Source organism: Novosphingobium sp. BL-A-41-Hi4B-X5A, from assembly GCF_055521705.1.
In genome coordinates this window covers 319,576-341,063 of the sequence record NZ_JBVFVT010000002.1, presented here as the reverse complement: position 1 = coordinate 341,063, position 21,488 = coordinate 319,576, and the positions used below count along the sequence as shown (strand labels likewise).

At 63.9% G+C, this 21,488-nt stretch carries 14 protein-coding genes; 10 read left to right on the top strand and 4 right to left on the bottom strand.

Features of this window, described 5'->3' with window-relative positions; all coding sequences use genetic code 11:
• Positions 1–59 precede the first annotated feature (59 nt).
• From ACZ1JY_RS17305 to ACZ1JY_RS17285, 5 genes are all read left to right on the top strand, one after another.
• The gene (locus tag ACZ1JY_RS17305) at positions 60–1,172 is read left to right on the top strand and encodes a glycoside hydrolase family 43 protein (protein WP_465131485.1); all 1,113 of its coding nucleotides are present in this window, start codon (positions 60–62) and stop codon (positions 1,170–1,172) included.
• A gap of 4 nt (positions 1,173–1,176) precedes the next feature.
• Complete coding sequence (xylB, locus tag ACZ1JY_RS17300; RefSeq protein WP_465131484.1) at positions 1,177–2,625, top strand: xylulokinase; 1,449 nt, start codon at positions 1,177–1,179, stop codon at positions 2,623–2,625.
• A gap of 6 nt (positions 2,626–2,631) precedes the next feature.
• Positions 2,632–3,939 carry a xylose isomerase gene (gene xylA, locus ACZ1JY_RS17295; protein ID WP_465131483.1) on the top strand — a complete coding sequence of 436 codons (1,308 nt, stop codon included), beginning with the start codon at positions 2,632–2,634 and terminating at the stop codon, positions 3,937–3,939.
• A 137-nt stretch (positions 3,940–4,076) separates the two neighbouring features.
• Entirely contained in the window at positions 4,077–4,766 is a 690-nt protein-coding gene (locus ACZ1JY_RS17290; protein WP_465131482.1) for an acetylxylan esterase, read from the top strand.
• 11 nt (positions 4,767–4,777) lie between these two features.
• Positions 4,778–6,226: a family 43 glycosylhydrolase gene (locus tag ACZ1JY_RS17285; protein ID WP_465131481.1), complete on the top strand. Its 1,449-nt coding sequence runs from the start codon at positions 4,778–4,780 to the stop codon at positions 6,224–6,226.
• A gap of 3 nt (positions 6,227–6,229) precedes the next feature.
• Here the strand turns inward: ACZ1JY_RS17285 and ACZ1JY_RS17280 are convergent, their stop codons facing one another.
• Positions 6,230–7,522: a cystathionine gamma-synthase family protein gene (locus ACZ1JY_RS17280; RefSeq protein ID WP_465131480.1), complete on the bottom strand. Its 1,293-nt coding sequence runs from the start codon at positions 7,520–7,522 to the stop codon at positions 6,230–6,232.
• Between the two features lie 240 nt (positions 7,523–7,762).
• On the opposite strand from ACZ1JY_RS17280, the gene ACZ1JY_RS17275 reads away from it, so the two are divergent.
• The 3 genes from ACZ1JY_RS17275 (at position 7,763) to ACZ1JY_RS17265 (ending at position 12,101) form a co-directional block, all read left to right on the top strand.
• Entirely contained in the window at positions 7,763–8,506 is a 744-nt protein-coding gene (locus ACZ1JY_RS17275; RefSeq protein ID WP_118075255.1) for a FadR/GntR family transcriptional regulator, read from the top strand.
• A 128-nt stretch (positions 8,507–8,634) separates the two neighbouring features.
• Positions 8,635–10,944, top strand: coding sequence for a glycoside hydrolase family 95 protein (locus tag ACZ1JY_RS17270; RefSeq protein WP_465131479.1), 2,310 nt, complete (start codon positions 8,635–8,637; stop codon positions 10,942–10,944).
• Positions 10,945–11,015: 71 nt separating this feature from the next.
• On the top strand, positions 11,016–12,101 hold the full coding sequence (locus ACZ1JY_RS17265; RefSeq protein WP_465131478.1) for an AI-2E family transporter: 1,086 nt from the start codon (positions 11,016–11,018) through the stop codon (positions 12,099–12,101).
• Positions 12,102–12,104: 3 nt separating this feature from the next.
• Here the strand turns inward: ACZ1JY_RS17265 and ACZ1JY_RS17260 are convergent, their stop codons facing one another.
• The 3 genes from ACZ1JY_RS17260 to ACZ1JY_RS17250 form a co-directional block, all read right to left on the bottom strand.
• A complete protein-coding gene (locus tag ACZ1JY_RS17260; RefSeq protein ID WP_465131477.1) occupies positions 12,105–14,693 on the bottom strand; it encodes a glycoside hydrolase family 3 C-terminal domain-containing protein in 2,589 nt (862 codons plus the stop codon).
• Between the two features lie 130 nt (positions 14,694–14,823).
• On the bottom strand, positions 14,824–16,386 hold the full coding sequence (locus ACZ1JY_RS17255; RefSeq protein WP_465131476.1) for a tryptophan halogenase family protein: 1,563 nt from the start codon (positions 16,384–16,386) through the stop codon (positions 14,824–14,826).
• A 73-nt stretch (positions 16,387–16,459) separates the two neighbouring features.
• Positions 16,460–19,300 carry a TonB-dependent receptor gene (locus ACZ1JY_RS17250; protein ID WP_465131475.1) on the bottom strand — a complete coding sequence of 947 codons (2,841 nt, stop codon included), beginning with the start codon at positions 19,298–19,300 and terminating at the stop codon, positions 16,460–16,462.
• Positions 19,301–19,731: 431 nt separating this feature from the next.
• On the opposite strand from ACZ1JY_RS17250, the gene ACZ1JY_RS17245 reads away from it, so the two are divergent.
• The gene (locus tag ACZ1JY_RS17245) at positions 19,732–20,433 is read left to right on the top strand and encodes a SapC family protein (RefSeq protein WP_168904251.1); all 702 of its coding nucleotides are present in this window, start codon (positions 19,732–19,734) and stop codon (positions 20,431–20,433) included.
• A gap of 1 nt (position 20,434) precedes the next feature.
• The gene (locus tag ACZ1JY_RS17240) at positions 20,435–21,463 is read left to right on the top strand and encodes a cupin-like domain-containing protein (RefSeq protein ID WP_465131474.1); all 1,029 of its coding nucleotides are present in this window, start codon (positions 20,435–20,437) and stop codon (positions 21,461–21,463) included.
• Positions 21,464–21,488 lie beyond the last annotated feature (25 nt).

Below are 21,488 nucleotides of genomic sequence, written 5' to 3'. Positions count from 1 at the left end.
ATCATTGCCTGAGCAATCACGTGAAAGGCCGGACCACCGGTCTGCAAGGGGATGAAATGATGAAGGCGAAGATCACCACCGTCGCTCTATGCCTGACGAGCGCGTTCGCGCTGGCGGCCTGCTCGAACACGGCAACCGATGCAAAGCCTGCCAATGGCGGCGCAGACGCCAGCGCCTTCCGCGACCAGCCGCTGGTCAGCGAAATCTTCACCGCAGATCCGTCGGCCCACGTGTTCGACGGCAAGATCTATGTCTACCCCTCGCACGACATCGAAACGCCGACAGCTGACGATGACTTGGGCAACCAGTACGCGATGCGCGACTACCGCGTGCTGAGCATGGACAAGATTGGCGGCAAGGTGACCATTGGCCCCGTCGCGCTTGATGTGAAGGACGTGCCCTGGGCCTCGCAGCAGATGTGGGCACCCGATGCCGCCTACAAGGACGGCACCTACTACCTCTACTTCCCGGCGCGTGACAAATCGAAGGACAAGAACGGCCTCGGCGCCTTCCGCATCGGCGTCGCCACCTCGAAAAACCCGATGGGGCCATTCGTGGCCGAAAAGGAAGCGATCCCCGGCTCGTTCTCGATGGACCCTGCCGTGTTCACCGACGACGATGGCACGGCCTACATGTATTTCGGCGGCATCTGGGGCGGCCAGCTGCAACGCTGGGCCACGGGCAAGTACGATCCCAACGGCTCCGACACCGACCTCAAGCAGGACGACAAGCCCGCGCTGTCGGGCAAGGTCGTCAAGATGAATGCCGACATGAAGACCTTTGCCGAGACGCCGCGTGATGCGGTGATCCTGGGCGAGGATGGCAAGCCGGTGTTGGGCGGGGATCACGAACGCCGCTTCTTCGAAGCCTCATGGGTCTTCAAGAAGGACGGCAAGTATTACTACACCTACTCGACCGGCGACACGCACTTCCTGAACTATGCCATCGGCACCAGCCCCTACGGCCCGTTCAAGTATGCCGGCCACATTCTCAAGCCGGTGCAGGGCTGGACGACGCACCACTCGATCATCCAGCATGATGGCAAGTGGTGGCTGTTCTATGCCGACACGCAGCTTTCCAACAAGAACCACCTCCGCAACGTCAAGGTGACGGAGCTGACCTTCAACCCCGACGGCTCGATCCAGACGATCGACCCGATGAAAGCGAAGTAAACTGATGTTCCTCGGCATCGATGTCGGCACCAGTTGCGTAAAGGCGGTTGTCACTGCCGAAAGCGGCGAGGTCCTGGCGCAAAGCAGTTCCGATCTCACCGTATCCCGCCCTCATCCGCTGTGGTCCGAACAGGCCCCGGCGGATTGGGTGGAGGCTGCACACAAGGCGGTACTCGGCCTCGATGCCGGACTGCGCAAAGGTGTCCGCGGCATCGGCCTTGCTGGCCAGATGCACGGCGCCACCCTGCTGGGATCGGACGACAAGCCGCTGCGTCCGGCGATCCTGTGGAACGATGGCCGCAGCTTTGCCGAATGTGCCGAAATCGAAGCCGCAGAGCCCCGAGCGCGCGAGATTACCGGCAACATTGCCATGCCGGGGTTCACTGCGCCGAAGCTGGCGTGGGTTCGCCGTCACGAACCCGACGTCTTTGCTGCCACGCGCACCGTGCTCCTGCCCAAGGACTATGTCCGCCTCGCGCTTACCGGCGAAAAGGCGAGCGATATGTCCGACAGCGCCGGGACGCTGTGGCTCGATGTCGCCCGGCGGTCATGGTCGCCTGCGATGCTGGCGGCCACTGAGCTTGATGAAAGCCACATGCCACGCCTGCATGAAGGCCCGGATGTCACCGGCGTCCTACGTGAGGACGTCGCCAGGGCGTGGGGCATGGAGCGCGTGCCGGTGGTCGCTGGCGCTGGCGACAATGCCGCAGGCGCGCTCGGTGTTGGCGTACTGTCAGACGGGCAAGGCATGCTTTCGCTCGGCACATCGGGCGTGATCTTCGTGGCCAATGCTAAATTCCGGCCGAACCCGGCCGAGGCCGTCCACGCCTTCTGCCATGCCCTGCCGGGAGTGTGGCACCAGATGAGCGTGCACCTGTCCGCCGCTTCGTGCATCGACTGGGCAGCCAAGGCCTGCAACGTGCCGGGTCCGGCGGAATTCTTCGCCCTTGCCGAACAGGCCGGCGCGGCTTGCGGCCCCGAGCTGTTCCTGCCCTACCTTTCCGGTGAACGGACCCCGCACAACGATCCGCACATTCGCGCCGCATTCCTCGGCCTTGGTAACGAGAGCACCACCGGACGCATGGCCGCAGCAGTGCTGGAAGGCGTCGCATTCGCCCATGCCGACGGTATCGACGCCCTGCGCAACGCCGGAACGCAGATCGATGAGCTTTGCGTAATCGGCGGCGGCTCCCGCTCGGCGCACTGGGGGCGCATCCTCTCGAGCGTCCTCGGCGTCCGGCTCGTCTATCTCCACGGTGGCGAAGTCGGCCCCGCGCTGGGCGGTGCGCGCCTTGCGCAGATCGCTGTCACCGGCGCTTCTGCCGCTGAGGTTTGCACCCGCCCGCCAGTCCGCACCGTGATCGAACCCGATTCCGGCCTCACCGCATCATTAGCGCCCAAGCGCGCCCGTTTCCGCGCCGCATACGCCGCGCTCGCCCCGATCAAGGAGTAACTTCATATGTCCGCAGCCTATTTCGACGAATTCGCGACCGTCCGCTACGAAGGTCCGGAAAGCACCAGCGACCTTGCCTACCGCTTCTACGACAAGGATCGTGTGGTCTTCGGCAAGCGCATGGAAGACTACCTGCGCTTTGCCGTGTGCATGTGGCACACCTTCTGCTGGCCCGGCAGCGACGTGTTCGGCGCCGGCACCTTCGATCGCCCCTGGCTCAACGGCCCGCAGGACGAAAGCGCCGCCCGCGCCAAGCGTGAAGCCGCTCTCGCCTTTGTCGAGAAGCTCGACCTGCCGTTCTACTGCTTCCACGATGTCGACGTGATGGCGCCGGCCGAAAGCATCGGCGAATTCCGCGCCAGCTTCGCTCGCGCCGTCGATCACCTCGAAGAGCTGCAGGCCAAGCACGGCCGCAAGCTGCTGTGGGGGACGGCCAACCTGTTCGGCCACCCGCGCTACCTTGCCGGCGCCGCCACCAGCCCTCGCCCGGAAGTCTATGCGTGGGGTGCCAGCCAGGTGCGCGACGCTCTTGAAGCGACCCATCGCCTCGGCGGCTCGAACTATGTTTTGTGGGGCGGGCGTGAAGGTTACGACACGATCCTCAACACCGATCTCAAGACTGAGCAGGAAAACTTCGGTCGCTTCCTGAGCCTCGTGGTCGAACACAAGCACAAGATCGGCTTTGCGGGAACGATCCTGATCGAACCCAAGCCGCATGAGCCGACCAAGCACCAGTACGACTTCGACACTCAGACCGTGTACGGCTTCCTCAAGCGCTTCGGCCTCGAGAACGAAGTCAAGGTCAACATCGAGGCCAACCACGCCACGCTTTCGGGCCATACCTTCGAGCATGAGATCGCGATGGCCGGCGCGCTCGGCGTGTTCGGCTCTATCGATGCCAACCGCGGCGACCCGCAGAATGGCTGGGACACCGACCAGTTCCCCAACTCGGTCGAGGAACTGACCCTGGCCTGCATCGAAATCGAACGCGCTGGTGGTTTCACCGACGGCGGCTTCAACTTCGATGCCAAGGTCCGCCGCCAATCAGTTGATGCAGTTGATCTTTTCCATGGCCACATCGGCGGCGTGGACGTTATCGCAAAGGCCCTGCTCCGCGCCGAGGCAATCATTGCCGACGGTCGCATCGATGCCTTCCGCGCCGAACGCTATGCTGGCTGGAACGGCGAACTGGGCCAGACCATCCGCAAGTCGAGCCTGGCCGAAATCGCGGACCTCGCCGTGGCGCAGGATCTGAAGCCTGCTCCGGTTTCGGGCCGTCAGGAATGGCTGGAGAACATGCTCAATCGGTTCTGATCCAAATAGTCTGAGTAAGATAAAGGCCCGCGGCAGACAGAGTTGCCGCGGGCTTATTTTATAGTGCTATAATTGATAATTATCGTTGAAACCTCATCCTATTTAACTCATACAATTAGAAAGTTTGAGAGGATGACATGATTCGAACCTCCACTCTCCTTGCGGCGGCGAGCGTATTGCTTTGCGCGTCGGCCACTCCCGCAGTTTCACAGGCCACCCCTTCGCTCGCCCCATACTTTGCCCCAGCGACAACCGGCAGCACCTCGGTTGACGAGGATGGTTTCGTCCGCCGCTGGATGCTGCTTGAACCGATCGCAAAGCCCAATCGCACGAACCAGCTCTTTACCAGCGACTACGTGCGCAAGGCCTTCTCCGAAGACCGCCCTGCGGGCCTCGGCGGCAAATTGCCAAGCGATGGACAGACCGTGTCGCACAAGGGCTCATCCCTCACCTGGCACGCACTCGACGCCACGCAATGGGACGCCAAGCTGTTCTACTTCGCCGCTGCCTATGGAAAGCCGACTTACGGCGTGATCTTCTGGGCCACGACGGTGATCGAGGCGCCACGCGACATGCCCGACGCCCGCCTCGCCGTCGGCTCCAACTCCGCATCGATGTGGTGGTTGAACGGCAAGGAAGCCGCCGCCTTGTTCGGTGATCGTCGCATGGTCATGGACGATGTCGTCTCGCCCGCGCTCGGCCTGAAAAAGGGGCGGAACGTGTTGCAGGGCGCGGTGATCAACGGCCCGGGCTTGTCCGATTTCGCGGTCCGCTTTGTCGATGGCAAGGGCCAGCCGATCCGCGACCTCAAGATCACGCTGCGCTGAAGGAGGCCGCGATGAACACCAAACTCCTCGCCGCCACAGTCCTCGCCGGCATTGCAGCCCCGCTTCTCGCGCAGAGCAATCCCGTCGCGCAGATGGAGGGCGAACCCTGGATTCACGATCCGTCCACGATCGTGCAATCCGAGGGACGATTCTACACTTTCGGTACCGGCAAGGGCGGGCTCGTGTCCTCCGATGGCTGGACGTGGGCCAGCGGCCCAGTACGTCCCGGCGGAGGCGTCGCGCCCGATGTGATCAAACTCGGCGACCGCTACTACGTGGCCTGGGCCGTGGGCGGTGGCGGCATGAACGGCGGCCACAAGAGCGACGTGAAGATCATGTGGACGAAGTCGCTCGATCCTGCCTCCAAGGAGTTCGGGTTCCACGAGGTCGGCACGGTCGCATCCAGTGATGGCTTCGAAAACAACGATGCGATCGACCCGGCCTTCCTGCTCGCGGAGGGGCGCCTGTGGCTCAGCTATGGCACCTACTTCGGCGCGATCCGCATGGTCGAACTCGATCCCCGGACGGCTGAGCGCCTTCCCGGCAACCAGCCCGTCGATATCGCGATCGACATGGAGGCGACCGCGCTGCTCCATCGCGATGGCTGGTACTATCTGCTTGGCACCCATGGCACCTGCTGCGACGGGCCCAACTCGACCTACAACATCCGCGTCGGCCGGTCGCGGAACCCACTCGGCCCTTATGTCGACAACTTCGGCGTGCCCCTGCTGAAAGGCGGCGGCAAGCTGGTGTGGGGATCGAACGGTCGGGGCCGCGGCGCAGGCCATTTCGGTCTGGTCGATCTCGGCGATGGCGTGGAGAAATTCTCGTTCCACTACGAGGCCGACATGGACCGCTCGGCGCGTAGCGTCCTCGCAATCCTGCCGCTGACGTGGAAGAGCGGCTGGCCTGTCGGGCAAGAGAACCTGCGCCCCGGCACCTACGAGATCCAGTCCGAACGCGGTGGCGCGCTGCAACTGGCGGTGGACGAAGTGCGCTTGCCGTGGTCGTGGACCGGGTTCGGCCCGCCCAAGGAGCCGGTCAAGCCCGTGCCAGACCAGACGCTGGAGCAGAACCGCGCCGTCTGGCCACAGGGCAACATTCCAGTGGACATGGGTGCCTACCAGGTGCGGCCCAACCAGCACTGGACGATCGAGCCCGTTGCCGGGGCTGGCGGCTGGTTCGGCGCGCCATATGTCAAGATCGTCATCGCTGGCACAAACCGGGCGCTCGCCGCCACGCCCTCGGGCGATGTGGTTGCAGTCCCTCAATTCAGCGGGGCGGCCGAACAACTCTGGCGGATCGACATGCTGGCCGACGGAACCTACCGGATCATTCCCAAAAACACGCCCGATCCGATGAAGCCGCTCGCGCTCGCCGCCGTCGGTGCCAGCACGCCGCGGCTTGTCCGCTTCGATCCGGCATCCGAAGCGGGCAAGTGGACTTTCCGCCTCCCCTGAGCGCTAACCCGCGCTGGCGGCCAGCGCCTGTTCGAGATCGGCAACGATATCGCCCTCGTTCTCGATCCCGATCGACAGGCGCACCGTGCCGTCACGCACGCCGAAGCGGTCGCGCGCTTCAGCCGGAACGCCTGAATGGGTCGTCGTGGCAGGATGGCTGGCCAGCGATTCCGTGCCGCCAAGGCTCACCGCCAGCTTAAAGATCTGCAGCGCGTTGAGGAAGCGGAAAGCGGCCGGTTGCCCGCCCTTGATGTCGAACGAGAAGGTCGAACCGGCGCCGGTGCATTGGCAGGCAAACACCTCTCGTTCCCGCGAACCCGGGCTTGCCATGTGCGGATGTGCCACGCTCTCGACCGCAGGGTGATCGGCAAGGTAGCGCACGGCAGCAAGGGCATTGGCATTGGCCCGCTCCATCCTCAGGCCCAGCGTTTCTAGCGACCGGCCCAGCATCCAGCAGCTGTGCGCATCCAGTTGCGTGCCGATGGCGCTGCGCAGCAGGCGCACCTCGCGCATAAGGGTGGCCGAGCCAAGCGCCGCGCCGGCGACAAGGTCGGAATGCCCACCGACGTACTTGGTCAGCGAATAGAGCGATATGTCCGCCCCGTGCCGCAACGGATGCTGATAGACCGGGCCAAGAAGGGTATTGTCGCACATCAGCAACGGGCGCTGATCGCCCTGCTCTGCGCCTACCGCTTCGCAGACGCGGCGCATCATCTGGATGTCAACCAGCGCGTTGGTGGGATTGGCCGGGCTTTCGATCAGCACCAGCGCCACGCGCCCACGCGCCATCGCCCGGCGCGCCGCCTCCATCACCACGGCTTCGTCAAGTCCATCCGAAAAGCCTTCGGCGGCAATGCCGAGCCGTGCGAAGGTCTTGGCCAGGAGCGTTTCAGTGCCGCCGTAAAGTGGCTGTGAGTGAAGAATTACCTCGCCCGGCTTGACGAAGGCCAGCATGGCGGTGGTGATCGCCGCCATCCCTGAAGAAAACACCACGCCCGCCTCGGCACCTTCGTAAACCGCCAGCCGGTCTTCAACGATCTCGCTGTTGGGGTGATTGAAGCGCGAATAGACCAGCCCCCGCCCTTGCCCCGGCGGCGGCTCCTTGCGCCCGGCGACGTAGTCGAAGAAGTCGCGCCCTTCCTCAGCCGTCGGGAACACGAACGTCGATGTCAGGAATACCGGGGGCTTGACCGCGCCTTCCGACAGGAAGGGATCATAGCCGTAGTTCAGCATCAGCGTATCGGGATGCAGTTTGCGGGTCCCAATGGTCGTCTTGCTCTCGCGTGGTGCATTCATCTTCAAACCTCCCCTGGAGCGGCGCCTGCCAGACTTGCCTTGGATTACAACACGCGCACCCGCAGGAAGTTGCAAATGAAACTTCCACTTCAAGAACCGCGCAACTAGCTTACAAAAGTCTGTGTTCAGAAGTCGCAGACTTGCCACAACGGTTTCACGCCAGGTTGATGAGCATACCATCGAACCGCTGGACTTTGTCGAATTTCCGCCCAAATAGGAGTGCAGGGGCGAAAGGATCTTATGGTGTCGCGAAGCAAGGAACAGGGTGGGGACGCGATCGACAGGTCTGACAAATCGTTGCGGCTGCACGGCAGCATCGCGCGTGACCTTGGCATTGCGATCGTCACGGGAAAGTACCCGCCCGGTCACGTGTTGACGAGCGAAGTCGATTTCGCCGAACAGAACCATATCTCGCGCACTGCCTATCGCGAGGCGATCCGGATCCTCGCTGCCAAGGGCTTGGTCGAAAGTCGCCCCAAGGCGGGCACCAAGATAACCGATCCCTCGCGCTGGCACATCCTCGATCCCGACGTGCTCGCCTGGACGTTCGAGGGCGAACCCAGCCAGGCCGCGATTGACGATCTGTTTGAACTGCGCCTGATCATCGAACCGGCCGCTGCGGAAATCGCCGCTACCCGCCGCACCGGCGCGCAACTGGCGCAGATGGGCCACGCGCTCGAAGAAATGGCACGCCATACGCTCGCCTCGCCCTTGGGTCAGGCGGCTGACCAGTCGTTCCACACCACGCTGCTCAAGGCCACTGGCAACATGGCACTGATCTCGCTCGCCAGCACGATCTCGGCGGCGGTGCGCTGGACCACGATCTACAAGCAGCGCAAGCGCAAGCTGCCGCGCGATCCCCTGCCCGATCACCGCGTGCTGTTCGACGCCGTCGCCGATGGCAACGGCCCGGCCGCCCGCGCGGCGATGCAGAACCTGATCGAACTGGCACTGGCCGATATCGATCCGCCGGCGCGCAGCTGAAGCACGAGCTCCAGCTTTTCGCTGGACAGTCCGGCAATTAATCATACTTATCATCCGGCAACTTTAGCGTTGCCGGATTTGGCACTCATACGCCCATCCGCAATGGCCATTGGACTACGGGAAGCAGGATGCCAATCACGCGCAGGCAGGCGATCGCGGCAGGGGCTGCTGCTGCCGGACAAGGATTTGTCGGACTTTCTGTCAATGCCGCGCCACCTGCTCCCCGTCAGGATGTGCTGTGGTATCGCCAGCCCGCCTCGACCTGGACGGAAGCCCTACCGGTCGGCAATGGTCGGCTCGGTGCAATGGTCTTCGGCGGCATCGCGTCGGAACGGATACAACTGAACGAGGACACACTGTGGAGCGGCGGCCCTTATGAACCGCTGAACCCCAAGGCTGGTCCTCAGGCGGTCGAGGACATCCGCAAGCTGATCGCACAGCGCCGCTTTGCCGAAGCCGAAGCGCTTGCCAACGAATGCCTGATCGCGCGGCCCGCAGGCCAGATGTCGTATCAGACCTTCGGCGATCTGTTCATCGACATGGACGTTGCCGGCACGCCAAGGACCTATCTCCGTGAACTCGATCTCGACACAGCCATCGCCACAACCCGCTTTGCCACACCCGCCGGCAACATCATGCGCGAGGTTCTGGTCAGCCCCGTCGATCAGGTCATCGCCATCCGCCTTTCAGCGAGCAAAGGCGCCACGCTCAACTTCATCGTCCGCTTTGAAACTCCCCAAGATGCCACCGTCAGCGCTGTTGACAATGCGATCCACGCAAAGGGCCGCAACCGAGCTGATCAGGGCGTCCCGGCCGGCTCGAGCCTCGCCGCGCGGATCACCGCCAGCGCTCAAGGCGGAACTGTCCGTGCGGAAGGCGCCACGTTGGTCATCAGCCACGCCTCGCACGCAACAATCCTTGTCGCACTCGCCACCAGCCACTCCGGCGATCCTGCTGCCACTGTCGTCCGCCGGATCGCCGTTGCCAGCGGCCGGCCGTGGTCTGCATTGCGCAACGCGCACGTCGCCGAGCACCGCCGCCTCTATCGCCGCGCCGCACTCGACCTCGGCCCCGCCAGCACCCTGCCCACCGACGAGCGCATCAAGGCCAGTGTCACCACCGACGAACCGGCCTTGGCGGCGCTATATTTCGCCTACGCCCGCTACCTGCTGATCTGCTCCTCGCGCCCCGGCACGCAGCCTGCCAACCTGCAGGGCATCTGGAACGATAGCACCAAGCCGCCGTGGGGATCGAAGTACACGATCAACATCAACACTCAGATGAACTACTGGCTGGCCGATCCGGGCAATCTCGGCGAATGCACCGAACCGCTGCTGCGCATGGTCCTCGAGCTTGCCGTGAGCGGTGCAAAGACCGCCCGAGCGATCTACGGCGCCAGAGGCTGGGTCGCGCACCACAACACCGATCTGTGGCGCGCCTCCAGCCCGATTGATGGCGCCGCCTGGGGCATGTGGCCCTTGGGCGGCGCATGGTTGTGCAATGCATTGTGGGATCGCTGGGACCATGGCCGAGACCGGGCATGGCTTGCCGCGATCTACCCCCTCATGCGCGGCGCGGCAGAATTCTTTCTCGATACCCTGCAAACCTCGCCGCAGGGTCTGGTCACCTCGCCCTCGATTTCGCCCGAAAACCGCCACCCCCTTGGCGCTTCGGTCTGCGCCGGCCCGGCCATGGACCGCCAGATCCTGCGCGACTTGTTCGATCGCACTGCCGATGCCGCCGCCGTGCTCGGCAAGGATGCCGACTTCGCCGCACAGCTTCGCCAGATCCGCGCCGCGCTCGCGCCTGATCGCATCGGCAAGGCGGGGCAGTTGCAGGAATGGCTAGAAGACTGGGACGAAGGCGCGCCCGAACAGGACCACCGCCACGTCTCGCACCTCTACGCGCTTTACCCGGGACAGCAGATAGACCCTGACGAGACACCCGATCTCGCACGAGCCGCGCAAGTCTCGCTCAACCGTCGTGGCGACGAGTCTACCGGGTGGGCCACTGCCTGGCGGATCGCGCTCTGGGCGCGGCTGCGCGATGGCGAACGGGCGCACAAGATCCTGCGCAGCCTGCTCAGCCCGGCGCGCACTTATCCCAACATGTTCGATGCGCATCCGCCCTTCCAGATCGACGGCAACTTCGGGGGCAGCACGGCGATCGTGGAAATGCTGCTGCAGAGCCGGGGCAGTCTGCTCCACCTCCTGCCCGCGCTGCCCAGGGCCTGGCCGGACGGCAGCGCCCGCGGCCTCGTCGCGCGCGGCGGGATCGTGGTGGATCTTGCGTGGAGCAAGGGGAGCCTCGTGCATGCGCGACTGCAACCGATGGAAAGCGGGGTCATCGACGTGCGTCTTGGGGATGTCCGGCGCTCCGTGCGCCTGGTGGCTGGCCGGATCGTGACGCTCAAAGGCCCCGCATTGGCGCCAAGCTGAAACCTCTTGCCCTGCCGGGCGTTGCGCTGGCACTTGGATCTGTGCGGACTTGGCCGCAACACGGGGGAACAATGCTGGAGCGCAACAGGATCGAGAGGGGCGGCTTCGTCCTCTTTCTGGTGATTGTCACCGTGGGGCTGACGCTGGTCGTCTCGCACTTTCTCGGCGCGATGCTGTGGGCTGCGCTGGCCGCGATCATGTTCCATTCGCTGAACGAGCGCCTGCTCGAACGCTGGCCGGAAAAGCGCAGCCGCGCCGCCATGATGACTCTGCTGATCATCACGTTCGCGGTGATCATCCCGGCGATGCTGATCGGCACGATGGTGGTGGAACAGGCCTCGGGCGTGTTCGAACAGATGCGCGCCGGCCAGATCAACTTCGCCGCCTATTTCAAGCAGGTCCACGATGCGCTGCCGGTGCGCCTGCAGGCCCTGGTCGAAAATGCCGGTTTCGGCACGTTCGAGCTGGCCCAGAGCAAGATTTCCGAAGCACTTGGTAACAGCGCCAGCATGATCACGCAGCGCGCCTTGGCGATCGGAGCCGATGCTGCCTCGTTCCTGCTCGCATTTGCCGTGGGCCTTTACGTGACCTTCTTCCTGTTGCGCGATGGCTACCAGCTCGGGCCGCAGATTGTCCGCGCCATGCCCTTGGAGCCATCGGTTGCGGGGCGCCTTGTCGAGCGCTTCGTCGCGGTCGTCCGCGCCACAATCAAGGGTTCGGTGCTCGTCGCCCTCGCCCAAGGCGCGCTCGGTGCGATCACTTTCGCCATCGTCGGCCTGCCCGCCTCGCTGCTGTGGGGCGCGCTCATGGCCATTGCCGCGCTGTTGCCCGCCATCGGCCCGGCCATCGTCTGGGGTCCGGTCGCGATCTATCTCTTTGCCACGGGAGCGATCTGGCAGGGCGCGGTGGTGATTGCATCGGGCGTCGTGGTCATCGGCCTTGCCGACAACGTGCTGCGTCCGATGCTGGTCGGCCGCGATACCGGCATCCCCGATTGGCTGGTGCTGGTCACCACGCTGGGCGGGATCGAACTGCTCGGTCTGTCTGGCATTGTCGTCGGCCCGGTGGTTGGCGCGCTGTTCCTTACCGGCTGGCAGATTCTTACTGAACAGAGGTTGGCGCTTCACCCTGACGAGGGGCAAGGCGAAGCGCGCTGAGCCTCACTTCGGCAGGTCGACCACGCGGTCCACGCTGAAGGTGGTCTCGGTACCCGGCAGTCCGCTGTCGGGCTGCCCACCGCCAAGGTTCAAGCGATAGGTGCCCGCAAACACCTGCCGCACACCGTCCGGACGCACCGCTGAAAGATCGCGCGGTGAAAGTTCAAGCGTCACCGCCCTGCTCTCGCCCGGCTTCAACGACACGCGTTGCATCCCGCGCAGCGCCACGCGTGGAGCACCCGGCTGCTCGGGGAAGCGCAGATAGGCCTGCACCACTTCCTCTCCTTCGCGCGCGCCGGTGTTGGTCACCTGCGTCGTTACGCGAATGCCATTGGCCGTGATGCCACCGACCGGCTCGACCCTTGCCGGGCCGTAGCCGAATGTCGTGTAGCTCAGGCCATAGCCGAAGCCATAGACCGGCTTGCCGGTGAAGTAGCGATAGGTCCGCCCTTTCATCGAATAGTCGGTGAAGGCCGGCAGGTCCGCCGTGTCCTTGTAGAACGTCAGCGGCAAGCGGCCCGAGGGGTTGGTCTTGCCCGTCAGCACATTGGCCACGGCAAGCCCGCCAGCCTGCCCCGGATACCACGCCTCGACCAGCGCATCGGCATTGTCCTTCGCCCATGAAAGGTTGATCGGGCTGCCGTTCATCGTCACCACGACCAGCGGCTTGCCCAGCGTGCGCGCCCGGATCAGCAGTTCGCGCTGGTCCATCGGCAATTCGAGGCCGGTCTTGTCGCCACCATCGAAACCTTCGATCTTGAGCGGCATTTCTTCGCCCTCGAGGTCTGCCGTCAGGCCGACCACGGCCACCAGCACATCGGCTTCGGCCGCGCCGCGCGCCAGGTCGCCCCACGGATCGCGGCTGATGCGCTTCCAGAACAGACCCGGTCCCGCCGCGCCGCCGCCTTCGATGTCGAAGTGCAGCGGATAACGCTCGCCCTTCTTCAGTTCGACCTCGACGTACTTGGGCGGCTCGCCCCACAGCGAATAGTGGTCAGAGGTGATCACCGGCTTGCCACCGATCTCGATCGCGCCCTTAACCGCAGTCACGCCCATCTTGTAGAGCCCGCCTTCCGGCGCCACAAAGAAGCCGTCCCACACCACCTTGTGCGCCGGGCTAACCTCTTTTAGCTGCATCGCGCTGCTTTTCAGGTTCGTCTCGATCCGGGTGACGACGGGCCTTGCGCCAAAGGTGCGCTCTCCGCGTGGCTTTTCAGGATCCACCGCATTGTAATAGACCGCCTTCAGCCCCGGCTTGCCATCGGGCGTCAGGAAGTTGCCATCGGTCACCAGATCGCCATCGACGATCGAGGGCGAGAACGGCACGTAGTTCACTTGCGCCCCCGGCATCGCCCGGCGCAGGCCATCAACTACCGAGATCGGCGGCGCCGAGTTGGCCGAGGAATAGTTGCCGCGCAGCACGCGCGTGGCATCGCCCAGCGGCCCGATCACCGCCACCCGTGCACCGGCCTTTAGCGGCAGCACGCCGGTGTTCTTGAGCAGGACCAGGCTCTTCTCGGCAGATTTCAGCGAAAGGTCCCAGCCCACCTGCGTGCCCACCGCGCTGACTGGCGTGGCATTGGGCTTGCGCGCAGTCATGCCGCCCAGATCGCCGTTGCGATAGCGCGCCGAGAACAGCCGCACCAGCACGCGGTCAAGGTCGCCCTCGGTCAGGTAGCCAGCCTTCAAGGCAGCCTTGTAGCGGTCCGCCAGCCCCTTCGCCTCGCCGATCGTGCCGGTGTGGCATTCGTTGTCGACGCCCGCCAGCAGGCCCACCGCGACGCCCGAGGCGGCATCTGGCGCGTACTTGTGGCGGTCATAGATATCGACTACGGCATCGCAGTCGGAAACGACATAGCCCTTGAAGCCCCAGGCCCCGCGCAGCCGGTCCTTCAGCAGCAGGTCGCTGGCGCATGCCGGCTGACCATCGACGCGGTTGTAGGCGCACATGATCGACCCGGCCTTGCCCTCGACGATCGCCGCGCGGAACGCCGGAAGGTAGGTGTCTTCCAGGTCATGGCGCGAAACCATGATGTTATCGGTATGCCGCGTCGGTTCCGGCCCGGAATGCACGGCAAAGTGCTTCGGGCTGGCAATCACGTCGGGAAGCTCGGGGTTCGACCCCTGAATGCCCTTCACATAGGCGACGCCCAGTTGCGCCGTCAGGTACGGGTCCTCGCCATAGGTCTCTTGCCCGCGGCCCCAGCGCGGATCGCGGAAGATGTTGATGTTCGGCGCCCAGGTGTCGAGCCCGGTGCCGATCTTGCCGAGATGTCCGGTCTGCCGCGCCAAGGTGTGCAGGCCCTGCAGTTCGGTGCTGATCACCCGCGCCACGTCGTGGATCAATGGCGGATCGAACGTGGCGGCAAGGCCGATTGATTGCGGGAAGTTCGTTGTCGGCACTGCCCCGCCTGCACCGTGCAGGCTCTCGGTCCACCAGTTGTAGGCCGGCACGCCAAGGCGCGGGATAGCCGGCGCGACATTCAGCAATTGCTCCACCTTCTCGTCGGTGGTCATCTTCGCCACCAGCGCTGAAGCCAGCCGGTCCGCCTCGGCCCGCGGATCCACCTCCTGCGCGTTGGCGGTGGACATAGTTAGCGTTACCACGCTGACGGACCCAAGCAGCAGTCGCGCGATTCCGCGCGTTGGCAATGAACTGGCGATCACGATTTTCCTCTCAGGTATCCCATGCCGATGCGACCCGGCAGGGCTCGTTTGTGGATCAGACGGGCTGCAGTCCGTACTTGACGATGCGGTCGATCAGGTCGCGATGCTTGGGCAATCCGCTCAGCATCCGCGCGGTAATGTCGGCGTTTTCGGCCCTTGCCCGCCGCGCCTCGCGCACTTCCGGCTCCAACGTGCGCGCGGAAACCTCGGTGCGGAAACCCATGCCATAAAGCACGTACTGGTAGGATGCCGAGGGGAACACTTCGTCCACCCGGTCGAACTCCTCGTGCATGTACGGCCCCTGATACTGCCACAGCGCCATCAGCTCCTGCAGCCGTTCCGGGATCGAGGCCGGGTCCATGTTGTCGCGCCAGAAGGCCGTATCGCGCCGCTTGCTCAATACGTAGTGCAGCTTGAGGAAGTCGATAATGCGGCCCCAGCGGTACAGCGTCTTCTCGTTGTAGCGCCGCGCCACCACGTCCATCACTTCGCGAACCGGTGGCATCTGGTCGGCAATCATCTTGGCCGAAAGCTCGATCAGGACGATGGCCGAGGCTTCCAGCGGCTCAAGGAATCCCGCCGCCAGCCCGACGGCCACGCAGTTGTTCTTCCAGAAGATCTCGCGGTGGCCCGAGCGGATATCGATCTTGCGCACGGAAAGACCTTCCGCCGCAGGGCCGACATAGGCGCGCAGTTCCGCCTCGGCGTCCTGGCGAGAGATATGGCGGCTCGAATAGACATGGCCCACGCCCCGGCGCGTCGGCAACCCGATGTCCCAGATCCAGCCCGCCGATTGGGCAGTGGAAATGGTGTGCGTCGCCACCGGCGCTTGCGGGTCGGGATAGGGCACCTGCATGGCCAGCGCGGTATCGCAGAACAGCACGTCGTTGCAGTCCTTGAAGCCCACGCCCAGCGTCTGGCCGAGCAGCAGGCTGCGCATGCCGGTGCAGTCGATGAACAGATCACCACCGATCTCGCCCGCCTGCTCGGTCGCAATCGCGCGGATGTCGCCGCGCTCATCCTGCAACACCTGCCGCATGTCGGCCAGCACGTGGCGCACGCCCAGCTTCTCGGTGCAGTGCCGCTGCATGAACGGCGCGAATTTCCCGGCATCGAGATGATAGGCGTAATTCGCCTGCCCCTCGTACTCGGCATTGACCATCGACTTGGGCGCGAGGTTCTCGTCACACAGCCGCCCTTGCGGACAGACCGCGTCGCAGAAAGTCTCGCCGTTGTCGCCGTCCTCGTTCAGCGTGCCTGCCAGCCAGTGTGGCGCGAGGTTCAGCTGTCCGAAGCGCTGTGGCAGCACCAGCGGATGATAATAAGCGTCGTCGGCGGCGCCGGTGGTCCACTTCGCGAACAACGCGCCCTGCTTGAAGGCGGCATCGCATTCGCGGAAGAAATCGGTTTCGGAAATGCCCACGCTCTTCAGCGTGGAACGCAAGGTTGGCCAGGTCCCCTCGCCCACGCCGATGATCGGCACGTTGGGGCTTTCGACCAACGTGACGGAGAAGTCGTGTCCGATCCGGGCCTTATGCTTTGCGGCAATGATCGCGGCGGTCAGCCACCCGGCCGTTCCGCCACCGACAATCACGACATCGCGCACTGCACGAACCATCCGCGCCACTCTCCGCCCAGCATTGGCAGCAGTGCCGGGGCATCACACCCCGGCACCACCGGTTCACGTCTTATCAGTAGTTGAAACGGGCGCCGAAGACAAAGCGGCGGCCGTAGTTGAACGTGTCGAGCGACATGTTCGAGAAGCGACCATAGGTGCTGTAGTTCGAGTTGTTGAGGTTGGTGCCCTCGACAAAGACCGACAGTTGCTTGGTCACCTGGTAGCTGGCGCTGGCATCGATCTGGAACTGGCGATTCACGTTGACCGGTTCCGCACCGAACGTACCGCCCTGTCCCTGGCCAAGGCCAAGCAGGTACTTGTCACGCCAGTTGCCGGCAACGCGCACTTCCAGACCGTTCTTGTCATAAAACGCCACGAGGTTGGCCGAGTTGGCAAGGCCGGTGATGGCAAAGGCCGAACCCGAGATGTCCGCGGTGTTGAAAGTGCGGTTGGTGTTGACCAGTGTGGCGTTGGCGTTGAACCCGAAGCCGGTGTCACCAAACACCTGTTGCCAGGCGATTTCCACGCCGCGCACCACGCCGTCCGGACCATTGACCTTGGAGTTCACCTGGAACTGCGCCGGCTGGTTGGTGAACGGATCGATCACGCCGTTGATCGTCTGCGTGCTGACCCCGCCGACGATGAAGTTCGAGATGAACTTCATGAAGCCGTTGACCGCGAAGTACGAGTTGGAACCGTAGTACCACTCGACACCGAGATCGAGGTTGTCGGCAAGGTAGGGCTTGAGGCTGGCGTTGCCGCCCGATGCCGCAAGGCTGCCACGGCGCAACGTGCCGAGATTGATCGTCGGACGCAGATCGCCCAGTGCCGGGCGGGTCAACGTGCGCGATGCATCGAAGCGCAGGATCAGGTTGGGCTTCACCTCCAGCTTCACGTCAAGGCTCGGCAGCACGTAGTTATACGAGATGCTCCGCTCGATCAGCTGCTGCGGCGTGAAGGTATCGACCTGGATCAGCGTCGGGTCGGTCGGCACCGTGATCAGCTTCACCGGATTGCGGCCAAGCGCGCCCGAAGTCAGCTTGGTGTACTCATCGCGTACGCCAGCGCTCACCTTGAACGGCATGTCACCGATCTCGCTCTCGAAATTGATGCGCAGATAGGCCGCGAACGTCTGTTCCTTCACGTTCAGCACGCTGTCCGGGTTGAAGGCCGGCGCCGTGGTGCCCCGCCCGGTTGCTTCCAGCACCTTGTACACGGCCACCGGATCGTACTTGATAATCGCCGGAGCCAGGTTGCCCTGATAGCCGGGGATGAAGTTGTTGGTGCTGATGATGCCCTGATAGACGCTGTCCGGCAGCGGCGCGACGGCACCGGTGCGGCCCGAAGGCGCGCCGTAGCCACCGTAGCGGAAGAAGGTGCCGTTCACGAACGGGCTTTCGCCTTCCTGGTGGTACTTGTTCTCCTGGAAGCTGCCGCCGAAGTGAACCTTCAGGTTGTCGCCGTCCCACTTGCCGCCAATCTTGATCTGCTTGACCAGGTTGGTGAAGTAGTTGGGGAAGCCGGCGATCACGTGGCTGCCGATCAGCGACTTGTCGGTGAAGCGCGAAACGTCGCCGCCCGGACCCACATCGTGGATGCTCGGCAGGAAGTTGTTGCTCGGCCCGCCGATCTTCACGCCGGTGTTTGCGCCAAGGATTGTCGAGTAGCGGCTGCACGAAGTCGGCGCAGTCGTCGGACCGGCACCGGCAGGATAGGTGCAACCCGTCGACAGGAACGGCCCGTTCGGATCGGCATTGGTGCCACCGTAACCGATGTCCATAGCGTTCTGGTAGCCATTGCGGCCGGGGTTCAGGACCGAGCGCGACAGCGATGCGTCGAAGTCGAAGCTCAGCTCGTCCGTCGCATCCCACTTCAGGTTGCCACCGAACATGTAGGTCTGGTTGATCGTCCGCGCCAGGCTGGCGTTGAAGTCCATCGGCGTGCCGAACTGGTTGAAGTCAACCACGGTGCCATTGCTGTCCTGCTTGACGTTGCGCAGGTCGTCACCGTTGAACCATGCACCATAGCCATAGGTCGCGGTGTTCAGTGTCTGGCGGGTGAAGTTGCCGTCCAACGTCAGCAGCACGTCGTCCCCTGCCTGCCACTGATAGGCAAGACGGCCGTCGATGCGTTCATCCTTGGTGGTGATCTGGTTGGCGCCCACCTGCTGCGGGAACCAGCCGAGCACGTTCTTCTTGGCCGGCGTGAAGTCACTGGTCTGGCATGCAGCCTGGGCCTGGCACTGGTAGAAGTAGTTGCCGATCCAGCCCGGGATGAAGACCTGGTTGGCTTCGGTATCGACGCGGCGGTAGGCGGCATAGGCCAGGATACCCATGGTATCGTCGGCAAAGCGCGTGCTGGCCAGCGCCGCGCCCGAAGGCGTGACCTTGCCGCTGCGGTCCTGAACGGCACCGGAAGCCTTTACCGCAAACTTGCTGTCTGCGCTGTCGAATGGCTTGGGCAGGGCAACATTGATCGTCGCACCGATCGCGCTGGCGCCGAGTTCGACGTCTGGCGTCTTGTAGACCGAGATGTTCGAGACGAAGTCCGAACCGATCGTGGTAAAGTCCACTGCGCGGCTGCCCGAGGCGGTCGAAAGGCGACGGCCATCGAACTGCGTGTCGTTGAAGTCACCGCCGAAGCCGCGCACGGTCACGCCGTTGGCTTCACCGCGAGCGCCCGAACGCTGGATCGAGATGCCGGGCAGGCGCTGCAATGCGTCGGCCACGTTGGCATCGGGGAACTTGCCGATGTCTTCAGCCGAGATCGCATCGACCACGCCCGATGCGGTGCGCTTGATCTCCATGTTGCGCTGGAGCGAACCGCGGATGCCGGTGACGATGATCTCGGCATTGCTCGGCTCGTCGTTCATGACCGAGCTTTGCGCTTCCTGCGCCGCAGCCGGCATCGCCATAGCAAGCGCGATTGCCCCTGCCGCACTTCCAATAAGGAAGCGTGAATTGATGGACGTCCTCATACCCTCTCCACTGCTATTCTGACGGCCCCCCCGCCCGGGAAGGTGATCTGCATCCGGCTGCCCCACACGACAGGACCGGCAGCCATGACAAAGCACGCGCAATCGGAGAGGCGTCACGCAGACGAACCGCGGTTTCCCTTCAGCCTCTCAACCCTGCAGGCGCTCTGTCAGCGTCACCTTGCGAGACCGGTGTAACTGATCTAGGTAGCGCTATCAATAACAAATTGTCTGCGCAATGAAGGCTCGGTTGGATAGTGTTGCAAGAAGGCCGCGGATGGCGTTAGACCAAGCATGGTAGCGCACACATCGCATCTCGGCCAGATTGGCGATAAGCTACCTGAAAAGCTGGGAAAGACGGGAGAGGACGAATGGCAGAGCAACTCGAGATCTTGAACAGCGAGGTCCATCGCAACCTGGCCATGCATCCTGTTGCAGGCGCGCATCCGCACATGGTGCAGATCTCGCTGCCCGAGGTCGAGGCAGCCGCATCGTGCTGCCCGGTGCTGCTGGCCAAATCGCCTGAGACAGGGCGATTCGCCATCGTCGCCTTGTTCGGTTTTGCGCCCGATGAGGTCCTGGTCGAGGGCGCAGGCACTGGAAACGCAGCCTTTCTTCCGCTCGATCTGCAGCGGCAGGGGTTCTTTGCCTCTGATGACAACATTGCCGTCGACCTTGCGCATCCCCGCTTCGCACCCGGCGGCACGATCCCCCTGTTCGATGCCATGGGCGGCCCGACCGACGAAATGCGGCTCGTCCAGCGCGCCATCGGCACGCTGATGGGCAATGCAGCAAGGACGGAGAAATTCATTGCCGATATCGTTGAGGCGCGGCTGGTCGAGCCTGTCGACATTTCCCTGAAGTTCGACGATGGCCAGACCGTCGCCCTGAATGGCCTCTATACCGTCAGCGGCGACGCTCTTGCAGATCTCGATGATAATAGAATCATCAGACTATATCGGGACGGCTCGTTATCCGCCGCTCTGGCAATCCGCGCGTCCCTACGCCAGATCGGCCAACTCGCCCGCCGGCGGAACGAACGACTCGCCGCTCCGGCCAGCAGCTGGGCATGACGTGACTGTCCGGGCCCGGTCAGAACTGATCGAACTAGCGCCGGATGATGCCTCGCTGCTCAGCGCCGGGGCATTTCGCGAAGAAGTGATCGAGCTTGGCAGGCCCGCGGTCATCAGGGGGCTTGGCGCTGCCTTGCCCGCCACCCGCGCCGCCAGCACCGCGCCGAGCGCTGCGCTCGACTATCTGCTGGAATTTGCAAACGACCGAAAGCCACAGGTCTTCTGTGGCGACCCGGTGAACGCCGGCCATTACTTCTACACCGACGATCTTTCCGGCTTCAATTTCACGCGCAGCGAAATGGCGCTGGCCGACGCCTTCGCCCAGATGCTTGCCCACGCGGACAACCCCTCAGCGCCCACGACCTACATCGGTTCGCTGGTCGCGCCCGCCTATCTGCCGGGCTTTGCCGAGGCGAACCACATCGCGATCGTGCCCCGGTCGGTCGAGCCGCGCCTGTGGATCGGCAATCCGTCCACCGCTGCGGCACATTACGACGCTTATGAGAATCTCGCCTGCGTGATCGCCGGAGAACGCACCTTCACGCTCTACCCGCCCGATGCGATCGGTGATCTCTATGTCGGTCCGATCGACAATACCATGGCCGGCCAGCCCGCCAGCCTCGCCGCTCCGAATGGAGACACTGCGCGTTATCCGCGCTTTGCCGCAGCGCAGGCGCGAGCCATCACGGTCACCCTGAGCCCCGGCGATGCCCTGTTCCTGCCCAAGCTGTGGTGGCACCAGGTTGAAGCCAAGGCTCCCGTCAACATCATGCTCAACTATTGGTGGGATGCAACCGCCACCGGGCCCGACGCCCCCTCATTGGCGCTGCTCCATGCCATGATCGCCATTGCCGAGCGTCCCGAGGCCGAGCGCATGGCGTTCCGCGCGTTTTTTGACCATTATGTATTTCGCACCGAGGGCCATCCCCTTGCCCACGTGCCAGAGGACCGGCGCGGCGTGCTTGGCGACCTGCGCGCCGGTTACGGCCAGATCCGCGCCATGCTCGTCCGCGCCTTGCGCGGCCACTGACAACCAGAACCACATCCGGGAGATA

Excerpts from the sequence above, each read along its gene's own strand:
- ACZ1JY_RS17275 (WP_118075255.1), top strand. The coding sequence starts at position 7,763 with ATGGTGTCGCGAAGCAAGGAACAGGGTGGGGACGCGATCGACAGGTCT.
- ACZ1JY_RS17305 (WP_465131485.1), top strand. The coding sequence starts at position 60 with ATGAAGGCGAAGATCACCACCGTCGCTCTATGCCTGACGAGCGCGTTC.
- ACZ1JY_RS17285 (WP_465131481.1), top strand. The coding sequence starts at position 4,778 with ATGAACACCAAACTCCTCGCCGCCACAGTCCTCGCCGGCATTGCAGCC.
- ACZ1JY_RS17250 (WP_465131475.1), bottom strand. The coding sequence starts at position 19,300 with ATGGCGATGCCGGCTGCGGCGCAGGAAGCGCAAAGCTCGGTCATGAAC.
- ACZ1JY_RS17280 (WP_465131480.1), bottom strand. The coding sequence starts at position 7,522 with ATGAATGCACCACGCGAGAGCAAGACGACCATTGGGACCCGCAAACTG.
- ACZ1JY_RS17245 (WP_168904251.1), top strand. The coding sequence starts at position 19,732 with ATGGCAGAGCAACTCGAGATCTTGAACAGCGAGGTCCATCGCAACCTG.
- ACZ1JY_RS17255 (WP_465131476.1), bottom strand. The coding sequence starts at position 16,386 with ATGGTTCGTGCAGTGCGCGATGTCGTGATTGTCGGTGGCGGAACGGCC.
- xylB (WP_465131484.1), top strand. The coding sequence starts at position 1,177 with ATGTTCCTCGGCATCGATGTCGGCACCAGTTGCGTAAAGGCGGTTGTC.
- ACZ1JY_RS17260 (WP_465131477.1), bottom strand. The coding sequence starts at position 14,693 with ATGTCCACCGCCAACGCGCAGGAGGTGGATCCGCGGGCCGAGGCGGAC.
- ACZ1JY_RS17265 (WP_465131478.1), top strand. The coding sequence starts at position 11,016 with ATGCTGGAGCGCAACAGGATCGAGAGGGGCGGCTTCGTCCTCTTTCTG.
- xylA (WP_465131483.1), top strand. The coding sequence starts at position 2,632 with ATGTCCGCAGCCTATTTCGACGAATTCGCGACCGTCCGCTACGAAGGT.
- ACZ1JY_RS17290 (WP_465131482.1), top strand. The coding sequence starts at position 4,077 with ATGATTCGAACCTCCACTCTCCTTGCGGCGGCGAGCGTATTGCTTTGC.
- ACZ1JY_RS17270 (WP_465131479.1), top strand. The coding sequence starts at position 8,635 with ATGCCAATCACGCGCAGGCAGGCGATCGCGGCAGGGGCTGCTGCTGCC.